The 13362-nt window shown below is 65.2% G+C and carries 12 protein-coding genes; 6 read left to right on the top strand and 6 right to left on the bottom strand.

Features of this window, described 5'->3' with window-relative positions; all coding sequences use genetic code 11:
* From Q0071_RS17520 to Q0071_RS17540, 5 genes are all read left to right on the top strand, one after another.
* Positions 1 to 906, top strand: a 906-nt coding sequence (locus Q0071_RS17520; RefSeq protein ID WP_298172528.1) for an aconitase family protein, incomplete at its 5' end; no start/stop codon positions are given.
* Between the two features lie 332 nt (positions 907 to 1238).
* Positions 1239 to 2183 (top strand): OmpA family protein, encoded by a 945-nt coding sequence (locus Q0071_RS17525; protein ID WP_298172531.1) that lies wholly within the window; start codon positions 1239 to 1241, stop codon positions 2181 to 2183.
* A gap of 243 nt (positions 2184 to 2426) precedes the next feature.
* Positions 2427 to 2603 carry a hypothetical protein gene (locus tag Q0071_RS17530; protein ID WP_298172534.1) on the top strand — a complete coding sequence of 59 codons (177 nt, stop codon included), beginning with the start codon at positions 2427 to 2429 and terminating at the stop codon, positions 2601 to 2603.
* A gap of 111 nt (positions 2604 to 2714) precedes the next feature.
* The gene (gene leuD / locus Q0071_RS17535) at positions 2715 to 3305 is read left to right on the top strand and encodes a 3-isopropylmalate dehydratase small subunit (RefSeq protein WP_298172537.1); all 591 of its coding nucleotides are present in this window, start codon (positions 2715 to 2717) and stop codon (positions 3303 to 3305) included.
* Between the two features lie 260 nt (positions 3306 to 3565).
* A complete protein-coding gene (locus Q0071_RS17540) occupies positions 3566 to 4564 on the top strand; it encodes an NADPH:quinone oxidoreductase family protein (RefSeq protein ID WP_298172540.1) in 999 nt (332 codons plus the stop codon).
* Positions 4565 to 4645: 81 nt separating this feature from the next.
* On the opposite strand, the gene Q0071_RS17545 is transcribed toward Q0071_RS17540, so the two are convergent.
* Complete coding sequence (locus Q0071_RS17545) at positions 4646 to 5059, bottom strand: DUF2147 domain-containing protein (RefSeq protein ID WP_298172542.1); 414 nt, start codon at positions 5057 to 5059, stop codon at positions 4646 to 4648.
* A 2-nt stretch (positions 5060 to 5061) separates the two neighbouring features.
* A complete protein-coding gene (locus Q0071_RS17550; RefSeq protein ID WP_298172562.1) occupies positions 5062 to 5610 on the bottom strand; it encodes a TRIC cation channel family protein in 549 nt (182 codons plus the stop codon).
* A 229-nt stretch (positions 5611 to 5839) separates the two neighbouring features.
* On the opposite strand from Q0071_RS17550, the gene Q0071_RS17555 reads away from it, so the two are divergent.
* Positions 5840 to 8026 (top strand): EAL domain-containing protein, encoded by a 2187-nt coding sequence (locus Q0071_RS17555; RefSeq protein ID WP_298172545.1) that lies wholly within the window; start codon positions 5840 to 5842, stop codon positions 8024 to 8026.
* 399 nt (positions 8027 to 8425) lie between these two features.
* Here Q0071_RS17555 and lpdA read toward each other — a convergent pair whose 3' ends face one another.
* The 4 genes from lpdA to Q0071_RS17575 form a co-directional block, all read right to left on the bottom strand.
* Complete coding sequence (gene lpdA / locus Q0071_RS17560) at positions 8426 to 9826, bottom strand: dihydrolipoyl dehydrogenase (protein ID WP_298172549.1); 1401 nt, start codon at positions 9824 to 9826, stop codon at positions 8426 to 8428.
* Positions 9827 to 9832: 6 nt separating this feature from the next.
* The gene (locus Q0071_RS17565) at positions 9833 to 10300 is read right to left on the bottom strand and encodes a hypothetical protein (protein ID WP_298172552.1); all 468 of its coding nucleotides are present in this window, start codon (positions 10298 to 10300) and stop codon (positions 9833 to 9835) included.
* 7 nt (positions 10301 to 10307) lie between these two features.
* Positions 10308 to 11537 carry a 2-oxoglutarate dehydrogenase complex dihydrolipoyllysine-residue succinyltransferase gene (odhB, locus tag Q0071_RS17570; RefSeq protein ID WP_298172555.1) on the bottom strand — a complete coding sequence of 410 codons (1230 nt, stop codon included), beginning with the start codon at positions 11535 to 11537 and terminating at the stop codon, positions 10308 to 10310.
* Positions 11538 to 11568: 31 nt separating this feature from the next.
* On the bottom strand, positions 11569 to 13362 hold a 1794-nt coding region (locus Q0071_RS17575), incomplete at its 5' end, for a 2-oxoglutarate dehydrogenase E1 component (protein WP_298172558.1).

Raw genomic sequence — 13362 nt, forward strand, 5'->3', positions numbered from 1 at the left:
GAAGTCCGCGTCGAAGGCACGCTGCTGCCCGGCGTCACCGCCAAGGATGTCGTCCTCCACATCACCGGCGTGCTCGGCGCTGCGGGCGGCACCGGCCATGTTATCGAATATACCGGGCAGGTCATCCGCGACCTTAGCATCGAAGGCCGCCTCACCGTCTCCAACATGGCGATCGAACACGGCGCCCGCGCCGGCCTGATCGCGCCGGACGACAAGACCTTCGCCTACCTCAAGGGCCGCCCCTACGCGCCCAAGGGCGAGGACTGGGACAAGGCCGTTGCGTGGTGGCGTAGCCTCGCCACCGATGCGGGTGCGAAATACGACAAGACCGTCGTCATCAACGCGGCGGACATCGCCCCCAGCGTCACTTGGGGCACCAGCCCGGAAGACGTGCTGCCCATCACCGGCGTCGTCCCCGCGCCGGAAAGCTTCGCCGATCCGTCCAAGCAGGCCGCCGCGCGCGCCAGCCTTGATTACATGGGGCTCGAACCCGGCCAGCCGCTCACCTCGGTCGAGATCCAGAACGTCTTCATCGGCAGCTGCACAAACAGCCGCATCGAAGACCTGCGCGCCGCCGCCGCCGTGCTCAAGGGCCGCAAGAAGGCCGCGAACGTCACCTGGGCCATCGTCGTCCCCGGCTCGGGCCTCGTCAAGCGGCAGGCTGAGGAAGAGGGCCTCGACAAAGTGTTCCTCGAAGCCGGCCTCGAATGGCGCGAACCCGGCTGCTCGGCCTGCCTCGGCATGAACCCGGACAAAGTCCCTGCGGGCGAACGCTGCGCGAGCACGTCCAACCGCAACTTCGTCGGCCGCCAGGGCCCCGGCGCACGCACGCACCTCGTCTCGCCCGCCATGGCCGCCGCCGCAGCGGTGACAGGCCGGCTGACGGACGTGCGCGAACTGGTCTGAGCCGCCCCGACTCCACCTCCCGCAGCGCCTCTCGCTCGCCTTGTCCGGTTATGCTGTCGGCCCGCCTTGCCCTGTGCACGGCTGGTCGACAGCGCCAAATCGGGCTGATTCAGGCATTTGTACGTATCGGCAACGTTCTGTCGCAGCACCCGCACGGTGCAGCCTTGCCACGACCTATCTGAACCTGTCTGTTCATCTGGCAGAAAGCCTGCTCCAGCAGGGAAGAGACGTAGCCGTTCATCTTCACGCTGCAAAACCTTGCTGCGAAGCATCCGGCTTCCGCCCGCAGTACCCCCGCGCGGCGTCATGACAGAGCTTGAAGGAGTAACCCGATGCGTGCCCTCACTACCGGAAAGACCGGCCTTGCCCTCGCCGTCGCGTTTGCGGCGCAGCTGCCGGCCGGCTCATTCGCGCTGGCGCAGGAACTCCCGCCGGTCGATCAGAGCCAGCAGAATCAGACCCAGCCCCCCGTCGCCACCGGCGCCGAGCTGCGCACCATCGTCGCCCCCACCAGCGATGCCGCCGCCCTGCCCAAGGGACCGGACATCAAGGGCGTAATCTCGCGCCGCAGCGCAGACCGCATGGAAATCACGGCTGACGATGGCACCAAGACCATCGTCAACGTCAACGACTACACCAAGATCCGCTCGAGCAAGGGCCTCTTCGGCATGAGCCGTCAGCAGCTTGCCGCCAATGCGCTGCTCAATGGCCTCCCCGTCACGGTCCACACCTTGCAGTCAGGCGATGCGCTGATGGCGGCGGATATCCAGTTCAAGGACAAGGATCTCAAGATCGCCAACATGATCCGCACCGGCACCAAGCAGGGCTTCGAGGAGCAGAGCGCTGCCACTGCCGAAGTCCGCCAGATGACCGAGGCGCTGCGTACCCGCTTTGGCGATATCGATGATTACAATATCAAGAGCACCACCAACGTGAACTTCGCCTCGGGCAAGACGCTGCTGACGCCGCAGGGCAAGGCCGATCTTTGCGCCACCGCCACGCAGGCGCAGGGCATCAAGAACGCGGTCCTGCTCGTCGTCGGCTATGCCGATTCCAAGGGCAACGAAGACCTCAACCAGCGCCTCAGCGATCAGCGTGCCACCCGCGTGGTCAACTATCTGCAGCAGGCCTGCGGCTGGAAGCCCTACAAGATGCTCACGCCCTCGGGCATGGCCACCGCCAATCCGCTGGCCGACAACAGCACCCCCGAAGGCCGCGCGCAGAACCGCCGCGTTGCGGTCAACGTGATGGTCAGCAAGGCCGTCGACGGGATGTAAGGAAGCTGTTTCTCGCAGAGACGCGAAGGAAGAAGAGACCGCGAAGCGGCTTCAGGCAGACACGGCCAAAGCTCCGGCCCACGCCGGCTCACCACCACCGCGTCTCTGCGCCCTTCTTTCCCTTTGCGTCTCTGCGAGAAACCCCCTCTTCCCATCACACCTGCGGATAGCCCCCTTCGCCCGCTTGCAATCACGGCTCGCCAAGGCCACTTCGAAGGTGAGGCGGGATCAAGGAGCACGTCCGTGACCAAGAAGACCGATAAAGAGAGCAGCAACAGCTGGACCGGCCCGGCCGCGATTGCCGGCGCAGCCATCGGCTCGGCCGCACTGGCCGCCGCTCTCCTCTATTCCTCGCGCCGCAAGGAACGCGCGGAAAAGGCGGCTCCCAAGCCCCCCGTCGATCCCATCGACACGGACTGACCCCCGAAAAGCGCCTCCCCGCACGGGGAGGGGTTGGGGAGGGGTAACCGAGCTATCCGATCAAGCGCCGCCCCTTGCATCCGGCCCACCCCACCGGCTAAGGCCCGCGCCATGGAACCCGTCACCACCATCGATGGCCGCGCCATCCCGTTCGGCCGCAAGAACGTCGATACCGACGTGATCATCCCCGCCGCCTGGCTCAAGACGATCAGCCGCGAAGGCCTCGGTCGCGGCGCGTTCGAGGCGATCCGCAAGGATCCGGACAACATCTTCGACAGCGCGGAGTTCAAGGGCTCGCCGATCCTCATCGCGGGTGACAACTTCGGCTGCGGCTCCAGCCGCGAACACGCCGCGTGGGCACTGCTCGATCTCGGCATCAAGGCCGTCATCGCGCCTTCGTTCTCCGACATTTTCTCCGGCAATGCCTTCAAGAACGGCATCGTCACCGTAGTCCTGCCGCTGGAAGCCATCGACCGCCTCATGGAAGTCGCGGCAACCGAGCCCGTCCACATCGACCTCGAAGCGCAGACCGTGACGACGCCTTTCCAGGACCGCTTCACCTTCGAGATCGACGCCTTCCGCAAGCACTGCCTGCTGAACGGCCTCGACGAAGTCGGCCTCACCATGGCCCGCGGCGACGCCATCAGCGCCTACGAAGCCAAAGCCAGCGCCGAGCGCCCCTTCCTCGTCCATCCCGCCTGACAAGGTAGAAGGGCGTTTCTCGCAGAGACGCAAAGAGAAAGGAGACCGCAAAGAGGTCACCCTAGCGGCGAAGCCGCGCCCAATATGCGCGACACGTTCGTCATTCCGGCTGACGCCGGAGGCACAAGCAACCTCTCTGCGCTCTTCTTTTCCTCTGCGTCTCTGCGAGAAACCCCTCCCTTAACCACCCGCTTAAATAAGGCTTCCCAAGCCCCCAAAAACATGGCTCAAAGGCGCAAACACACGCACCGGAGAGATCGATGAAAGCCCTCAGAACCCACGCCGTCGGCGGCCCCGAAACCCTCACCCTCGACGAGATCGATGAACCCACTGCCGGCCCCGGCCAGGTCGTCGTCGCGGTCAAGGCCTGCGCGATCAACTACCCCGATACGCTGATGATCCGCGACATGTACCAGTTCAAACCGCAGCGCCCCTTCGCGCCGGGCGGCGAGGTGTCGGGCGTCATCGAAAGCGTGGGCGAAGGTGTCACCCAGTGGAAGGTGGGCGACCGCATCATTGGCATGTGCGGCAACGGCGGCCTTGCCGAAAAGGTCGCACTCGATGCGGCGCGCATGTTCTCCTTGCCTGAAGGCGTGTCGTTTGAAACAGGCGCCTCGCTGCTGATGACCTACGGCACCACGATCCACGGCCTCAAGGATCGCGGCCGCATCAAGGCGGGCGAAACCATGCTCATCCTCGGTGCGGCCGGCGGCGTCGGCATTTCCGCCATCGAACTCGGCAAAGCCTACGGCAACCGCGTAATCGCCGCCGTCTCCAGCGAGGAAAAGGCCGTCGCTGCGCGCGAAGCCGGCGCGGATGATGTCGTGATCTATGGCCGCCCGCCGTTCGACAAGGACCAGAGCAAGGCCCTCGCCGATGCCTTCAAGGCCGCCTGCGGCCCGAACGGCGCGGACATCGTCTACGATATCGTCGGCGGCGATTATTCCGAGCCGGCCGTTCGCGCCATCGCGTGGGAAGGCCGCTTCCTCGTCGTCGGCTTCCCCGCCGGCATCGCGCGCCTCCCGCTCAACCTCACCCTGCTCAAATCCTGCGATGTCTGCGGTGTGTTCTGGGGCGCCTTCACCGCGCGCGAGCCACAGAAGAACGCCGAACATGTCGCCGAACTGTTCGAGATGCTGAAAGCCGGCAAGATCAACCCCCGCGTCTCGGCTCGCTTCCCCCTCGATCGCGGCGGCGAAGCCATCGCCATGCTGGCGGACCGCAAGGCCGTCGGCAAAGTCGTCGTCACGATGGACTAAGGCGGCGTTGATCCTCCCCATTTTTGCGCAGCACAAATGGGGAGGTGGCAGCCCGCAGGGCTGACGGAGGGGTAATTCCGCCTACCGCACCTTCGCCCAGACCTGCGTCTTGCACAGCGGCCAGACCAAGCACCCCTTCACCACCATTTCCCCCGGCGAACGCAGCGAAACCGTCGCCGCATAGGTCCCGCCATCGTTGGGATTGTAGATCGAACCCTTCCAGCTCCCGCCTGCCGGTTTCAGCCCGCGGAAGATATACATCCCGATCAAAGGCCGTCCCCGCAGCGCCGGGTTCTTGTTGTTGCGGTCGAACTTGTCCTCCGCGCCGCCGCCCGATCCGCCGAGGATCTTCCCGCAAAGCCCGCCATCGCACTGGCTCACCTCGATCAGCCCGCCGCGCTCGGGCGTGCGCCACTGGCCATAAGGGCTCGCCTGCTCCGCAGCACTTGTTCCGGCTGCCAGCAACAGGGCGCCAACCAGCAAAAACGTCCGCATCCTCATTTCCCCCTGCTACGCCATCCATAGGCCGGCAGCGCCAGCTGCCACTGGATCGCCGCGCCGCGCAGGCCAAAGCCTGCCAGTGCCGCCACCGGCCATACGATCATCTTGTCGATCCCCGCCATATGCCCACCCGCGCAAATCGCCGAGGTGAGCGCGGCAGGCGTCACATAAAGCTCGGGTCGCATGATGATCGAAGGCCGCCCCGCGATCACGTCGCGGATCACGCCGCCCACGCAGCCGGTGATCACCCCCATCATCGCCGCGGGTACCGGCGCCACGCCCAGCGCCAGCGCCTTCGCCGTCCCCAGCACGGCATAGGCGCCAAGCCCCGCCGCATCGGCCCATTCGATCACCCGCGTGCTCTCGCCCTGCCACCAGCGCGAAGGGCTGAACCACACCATCAGCGCCACGCCCAGGCACACCGGCGCGGTCCAGGCATTGTGCACCCAGAACACCGGCGCCCCGATCAGCAGATCGCGCACCGTGCCGCCGCCCACGCCCGTCACCACCGCAAAGAACGCCATCGTCACGAACGTTTGCCGCATCCGCGCGGCCAGCAGCGCCCCGCTCAGCGCGGTGATCGCGATGCCCGCCGGGTCCAGTGCCGCGATCAGGGCAAAGACATCCGAAGCCGGCAATCGCGGCGCCACGGGCAGGTTCAGCGCAAGGACGGAAATCGGGCTCATTAACGCTCCACTTAGGACGAAAGTAACCAGTGCGTGCCTAAGATGCGAGCCGGAACGGTCTTTTTCTCCAACAGGCTCCCTGCGCGCAGTGAAGAATCTGCTCAAGACCTGGCACGGCGCAAAGCCGCAGCAACCGGCGCCTCCCGGTGATGATGCCGCGCATCGGCTGGCCGTGTTCGAGGATATCGAGCGTGGCCATTCCGGTTGGTTCTGGGCCACCGATGCCTCCGGCTGCCTGACCTATATCTCCCCCGCTGCCTGTGAACGCTTCGGTCTTACGCCGGAAATGCTGATCGGTCAGCCCTTTACCAGCCTGTTCGAAACTGATCCCGAAAACCCCGGCGAACGCTCGGACCGCCCGCTGCAGTTCCTGCTTGGCACGCACACGCGGATCGCGGACGTGACCGTGCGCCTCGTCCCTGATCGCTGCGCACCCGGCACGCGCCGCGCATGGTGGGCGCTTTCGGGCCAGCCCAAGATCGATGTGGCGAAGCCGGGAACGGACGGCGCGTTCCACGGCTATCGCGGCAGCGCGCGCGATATCACGGTGGAATACGAACGCCGCATCGAGGATTCGCGCCTCGCCGAATTCGATTCGCTCACCGGCCTTGCCAATCGTCACCGCATCACCCGCCGCTTCGATTCTGTGCTCGCCGCGTTCCGGGGCACCTTGCGCCCCGCTACGCTGATGATGCTCGATCTCGATCGGTTCAAGCACGTCAACGATACGCTCGGCCACCCTGCGGGCGACGAACTCCTCCGTCAGGTCGCCCAGCGCCTCACCCGCGTCGTCGGCTCGGCGGGTGAGATCGGCCGCCTCGGCGGCGACGAGTTCCAGATCCTGCTCGCCGATCAGGAAGACCGCGGCAAATTGGGCGAACTCGCCGACAGGATCATCGGCCTCATCTCGCAGCCCTATTCGATCGACGACAACCACGTCGTCATCGGCGTCTCGATCGGCATGGCCATCGCCCCGTTCGATGGCACCGAGCGCGAGGATATCGTCCGCGCCGCAGACCTCGCGCTCTATGCCGCCAAGCACGGCGGACGCGGCCAGTTCCGCTTCTACTCCTCCGACTTGAAGGATGAGAAGGAAGAGCGCCGCCTGCTCGAAGAAGCGCTGCGCGAGGCCATCGCCTCGGTCGATGGTTCGGACGACAGCTGGGATGATCCCCAGCTCGGCATGGTCTACCAGCCCGTCGTGCGCACCGATGATCACGCCGTCGTCGGCTTCGAGGCGCTGATGCGCTGGGAGCATCCGCAGCGCGGCGCGATTCCGCCTTCGGTGTTCATCCCCGTTGCCGAAGATACCGGGATGATCCTCCAGCTCGGCGCTTGGGCGCTGCGCCAGGCCGTGCGCGATGCCGCGCTCTGGCCGCACCCCTTGCGCGTCGCGGTCAATGTCTCGGCAGTGCAGTTCGCCCACCCCGATTTTCCCGGCATCGTTTCCGATGTGCTCGATGCCAGCGGCCTCGATCCGGATCGGCTGGAGCTTGAACTCACCGAATCGGTGTTCATGGGCGATGGTGAAGTAACCGATGGCGCGTTCAAGGCGCTCAAGTCCCTTGGCGTCCGCCTCGCGCTCGATGATTTCGGCACCGGCTACTCTTCGCTCAGCTACTTGCGCGCCGCACCGTTCGACAAGCTCAAGGTCGATCGCAGCTTCGTCGAAAGCTGCACCCTCAGCGATCAGAACAGCGCCAAGATCATCGCCGCGATCATCGGGCTGGCCGATGCGCTGGGCATGGAAACCACCGTCGAAGGCGTCGAGGCCTTCGATCAGCGCGATGTCGTCTGCGCCAAGGGCGCCCGGTTCATCCAGGGCTACCTCTATTCGCCCCCGCTCGAACAAGCGGTGCTGCTCCAGCGCATGGCGGCGGGCGAACTGCGCATCCCGCCCGATGGCCCGCAGCGCCACCGGCCTGAGCGCCGCTCGGTCTATCGCCGCATCGGCGTGATCCACGAAGACCACCGCTACGAAGCGCTGCTACGCAATCTCTCTGCCACGGGCGCGGGGATAGAGGGCCTCGTCGGTGTGCCCGTCGGCACCAGCCTCGTGCTCGATCTCGGCGCGGGCCAGCTCGCCGTCGTCACCGTCTCGCGCTCCGAAGATGCGACCATCGGCGTCGAATTCGAAACCCCGCTGGTCAGCGACGGCGCCGGCGGCCTCGTCACCCGCTACCGCGCCAGCCCCTATGCCCTCGCCACCGCCGCCCGCATGGCCAGCAGCAGCACCCCCCAGTTCCTCGAAGTGGAAGTCCGCAAGCGGGCTTAGTTTGGCGGAACGGAGGTTCGGTGCCTTTGTTCAAAAGGCTTTCGTCGGCCCGTGCTTGACACGGGCCTTGGCTCATCTTGGCGGCACAGGCCAGCCAAGCCCCGTGTCAAGCACGGGGCGACGGGGATTTGTTGAACTGAGCTTCGGTTGCGGAGACCTAGAACCTCCCCTGTACGGGGAGGGGGACCACCGAAGGTGGTGGAGGGGCACCCGGCGCGCGGTACGCCGTTTCTCGCAGAGATCACAAAGGAAGCAGAGAACGCAAAGGTGTCCCGCTCGCCCCGGCGACAGCCGCCTCAATAGCAGACGATCAAGGCGCGGCTTTGCCGCGAGGCGCTACACCTCCGCGCCCTTCTTTCCCTCTGCGCCTCTGCGAGAAACCCTCCCGCAGCCCCAACATCAAATATGAATCGGCTTCCCGCCAATGCCCATCGCCGCTTCCTTCAGCGCTTCGGCATGGGTCGGATGCGCATGGCTGGTATAGGCGATGTCTTCCGCCGTCGCGCCAAATTCCAGCGCCAGCGCGGCCTCGGCAATCATCGACCCCGCGACCGAGGCGATGCACCACACGCCCAGCACGCGCTCGGTCTTCGCGTCCGCGATCACCTTCACGAAGCCGTCGGGTTCGTGATTGGTCTTGGCGCGGCTGTTGGCCAGCATCGGGAACTTCGAAACCTTCACCTCGCCCTTCTCGCGCGCGACCTCTTCGGTCAGCCCCACGCCCGCGATCTCGGGGAAGGTATAGACCACGCTCGGGATCACGTTGTGGTTCACGATGCCCGTCTGCCCGGCGATGAATTCCGCCACGGCGACGCCTTCGTCCTCGGCCTTGTGCGCCAGCATCGGCCCGGGGATCACGTCGCCGATCGCCCATACGCCCGGCACGGAAGTGCGGAAATCATGCCCCGTCTCGATCTGCCCGCGCTTGTTGACCTCAAGGCCGATCTTCTCGAGCCCGAGCCCTTCCACATTCGGCCGCCGCCCGATGGAAACGAGCACGCAGTCCGCCGTCAGCGTCTCCGCCGCGCCGCCTGCCGAAGGCTCCACTGTCAAGGTCGCGGTCTTGCCCTTCACGGCAACGCCCGTGACCTTGGTGGAAAGCTTCAGCTCCATGCCCTGCTTCTTGAAGATCTTGGCCGCTTCCTTGCGCACATCGCCGTCCATGCCGGGCAGCAACTGGTCGAGGAATTCCACCACCGTCACCTTCGCGCCGAGCCGCCGCCACACCGAACCCAGCTCCAGCCCGATCACGCCGCCGCCGATCACCACCAGATGCTCCGGCACTTGGCTTAGCGCCAGCGCGCCGGTGGAATCGACCACAACACCTGCATCGTTGTCCACGGTCACTCCCGGCAGCGGCGTCACGCTCGAACCGGTCGCGATCACCACATCGCGCGCTGTCACCTTCGCGCCCGCAACCGTCACCGTGTGCGCATCCTCGAACGCGGCATAGCCCTTGAGCCAGGTCACCTTGTTCTTCTTGAACAGGAACTCGATCCCGCCGGTCAGCTGCTTCACCGAATCCAGCTTCTGCTGCTGCATCGCCGCCAGATCGAGCGTTACCGGCCCGGTCTTGATGCCGTACTTGGCAAAGGTGCCATCGACCGCCTCGGCAAACTTCTCCGAACCGTGCAGCAACGCCTTGGAAGGAATGCACCCGACATTGAGGCACGTACCCCCCAGCGTCTCACGCCCATCGGCACAAGCCACCTTCAGCCCCAACTGCGCCGCGCGAATGGCCGCAACATATCCGCCGGGACCGGCACCGATGATGAGGACGTCGTAGTCGTATTCAGCCATGGGAGATTACCTTCTCTGCGCCTGGACCCGCAGCGTCCGGCTCATATGCGTAACAATAGGGTCCCAGAATGCACGCTGGTCCGCAGGATAAGTCATATTCAACTCAACGGTCTCGGTCGCATCACTGGCACCGACACGGTAGGTCCGACCGAACTTCTCGACGTGGTAGACCACCTTGCCATCGACAAGGCAGGAGAAGGCAAAGATGTTCGACCTGCTGATCCGATACGTGGCCGCGCTGGCACCGCAAGCGACTGTTCGGTCGTTCACATGGGGCGTAGACCAGCTCAATTCAAAGCTCGCCTGCTGGGCACCAAACGCTACGTGAAAACTGTCGGCGTCGCTCCGCTTTGCTGCCGCCGGAATTTCAATTGCAAGAAACTGATCGGTGAAGGGAACGAAGCGCAAGGGTTCCGCATTAGCGTGGAGGGGCAATGCACCCGCCAGAAGCATGAACGCAAGAACCCCGCGCATAACGCCCTCACATATCGATCAGCAGCCGCGTCGGATCCTCGATCGCTTCCTTGATCGTCTTCAGCGCCGTCACCGCCTCGCGCCCGTCGATGATCCGGTGATCATACGAAAGCGCGATATACATCATCGGCCGCACCACGATCTGCCCGTCCCGCACTACAGGCCGGTCCTCGATCCGGTGCAGGCCCAGCACGGCAGACTGCGGCGGGTTGATGATCGGCGTGGACATCAGTCCGCCAAACACACCGCCGTTCGAGATTGTGAAGGTGCCGCCCGCCATGTCGGCCATCGTCAGCGTGCCGTCGCGGGCCTTCTTGCCGTATTCGGCGATGGCCTTCTCGATGCCCGCAAAGCTCATCTTGTCGACATCGCGCACCACCGGCACGACCAGCCCGTTGGGCGCCGAAACCGCGACAGAAATGTCCACGTAATCGAAGTAGACGATCTCCTGAGCGCCTTCTGGGCCCTGCATCTGCGCGTTGACCGAAGGAATGTCCTTCAGCGCCAGCACCGAAGCCTTGGCGAAGAAGCTCATCAGGCCAAGCTTCACGCCGTGCTTCTTCTCGAACACGTCCTTGTACTTCGCGCGTGCTTCCATCACCGCGCTCATGTCCACGTCGTTGAACGTGGTGAGCATCGCGGCGGTTTCCTGCGCCTGCTTCAGCCGCTTGGCGATGGTCTGGCGCAGGCGGGTCATCTTGACCCGCTCCTCGTTGCGCCCACCCGAAACCGCCACGACCGGAACCGGGGCAGGGGCCGGAGCCGCCACGACCGGCGCGGGCGCAGCCTGCTTGGCCACAGCCGCCGCCAGCACGTCTTCCTTGGTCAGGCGCCCGTCCTTGCCGGTCCCGCGCACCGTGGCCGGGTCGATCCCATGCTCCAGCACCGCGCGGCGCACGGCAGGCGAAAGCGCCGCCGCATCGTCAGCGACAGCCGCCGGAGCAGGGGCCGCCGCAGCCGCCGGAGCAGCCGCCGGAGAAGGAGCAGCCGCAGCCACCCCGCTCGTCTCGATCATCCCCAGCACCGCGCCCACCGCCACAGTATCACCCTCGGCGGCCACATGCGCGCCCATGATCCCCGCAACGGGGGAGGGCACTTCAACCGCAACCTTGTCGGTCTCAAGGCTCGCGATGGGTTCATCCAGCGCCACCGCCTCGCCCGGCTGCTTCAGCCACTGGCCAACCGTCGCTTCGCTGACGCTTTCGCCCAGAACCGGAACTTTGACTTCGATAGACATGTGATTGTCTTCCTGAGAAAATTGCGGCCCTTCAGGCCTTCTTCTTGGTCCGGCGCAGCTCGCCGCGCACCGAAAGCGAAAGCGCATTGCTCACCAGCGCGGCCTGTTCGGCTGCGTGGCGCTTGGCAAGGCCCGTCGCCGGGGACGCCGCCGCAGACCGCCCGGCATAGCGCGCGCGCTTCACCTTGCTGCCCGATGCCTTGAGCGATTCCTCGATCAGCGGCTCGACAAAGAACCACGCGCCGTTGTTGCGCGGCTCTTCCTGGCACCACACCACCTCTTCAAGCTGCGCCATGCGCGAAAGCCGCAGCGCCAGCGCTTCGCCCGGGAAGGGGTAGAGCTGCTCGATCCGGATAATCTGGGTATCGGTGATCCCCGCCGCATCGCGCGCCTCGATCAGGTCGTAGGCGACCTTGCCGCTGCACAGCACGACGCGCTTGGTGTCTGCATCGCTCGCCGGATTGAGGTCGGAAAGGATGCGCATGAAGTGCCCCTCGCCAACGAAGTCCGAAGCCTTCGATTTCGCCAGCGGATGGCGCAGCAGGCTCTTGGGCGTCATGATGATCAGCGGCTTGCGGAAGGGCCGCTGCATCTGCCGGCGCAGCACGTGGAAATAGTTCGCCGGGCTGGTGATGTTGCACACCTGGATATTGTCCTCGGCGCAAAGCTGGAGATAGCGCTCCAGCCGCGCAGAGGAGTGCTCCGGCCCCTGTCCCTCATAGCCATGCGGCAGCAGCATCACGAGGCCATTGGCGCGCAGCCACTTGGCTTCGGAGGCCGCGATATACTGGTCGATCACGATCTGCGCGCCGTTGGCAAAGTCGCCAAACTGCGCTTCCCACAGCACCAGCGTCTTCGGATCCGCGCTCGCATAGCCATATTCGAAGCCCAGCACGCCGTATTCAGAGAGCGGGCTGTCATGCACTTCGAACTTGCCGTGGGGCAGGGTGGTCAGCGGCACGAACTTGCGCTCGCTGGTCTGATCGACCCACACCGCATGGCGCTGGCTGAACGTGCCGCGCCCCGAATCCTGGCCCGAAAGCCGCACGTTGAAGCCTTCGGTCAGCAGGCTGCCAAACGCCAGCGCCTCGCCGGTTGCCCAGTCAAAGCCTTCGCCTTCGGCAAACATCGCCTTCTTGGCCTCGATCACGCGGCCCAGTGTCTTGTGGATGGTAAGGTCGTCCGGCACCGTGGTCAGCGTCCGGCCCAGCGCGTCAAACCGCTTCTGGTCGATCCCGGTCGCCACGTTGCGCCGCGCAGTTTCCGGGTCCGCCGGCTTGTTCAGTCCGCTCCAGCGCCCGCCAAACCAGTCGGCATGGTTGGCCTTGTAACCCTTGGCTGCCTCGAACTCGGCCTCCAGCGTCGCGACAAAGCGGTCCTCGGTCTCGCCCTTCCAGTCCTTGTCGATCACGCCCTGCTCGATCAGGCGGCGCGCATAGACTTCCGAAACCGCCGGGTGCTGCTTGATCCGCGCATACATCAGCGGCTGGGTGAAGCTGGGCTCATCGCCCTCGTTGTGGCCAAAGCGGCGATAGCACCACATGTCGACCACCACATCGCGGCCAAACTTCTGGCGATAGTCGATCGCCAGCTTGCACGCGAAGGTCACCGCTTCGGGATCATCGCCGTTCACGTGGATGATCGGCGCCTGCACGCCCTTCGCCACGTCGGACGGATAGGGTGAACCGCGCGAAAACTGCGGGCTGGTGGTAAAGCCGATCTGGTTGTTGATGATGAAGTGGATGCACCCGCCGGTGTTGTAGCCCTTCACGCCCGAAAAGCCGAAGCACTCCCACACGATGCCCTGGCCTGCAAAGGCCGCGTC

The organism is Novosphingobium sp. (assembly GCF_027486195.1).
GTDB lineage: Bacteria > Pseudomonadota > Alphaproteobacteria > Sphingomonadales > Sphingomonadaceae > Novosphingobium.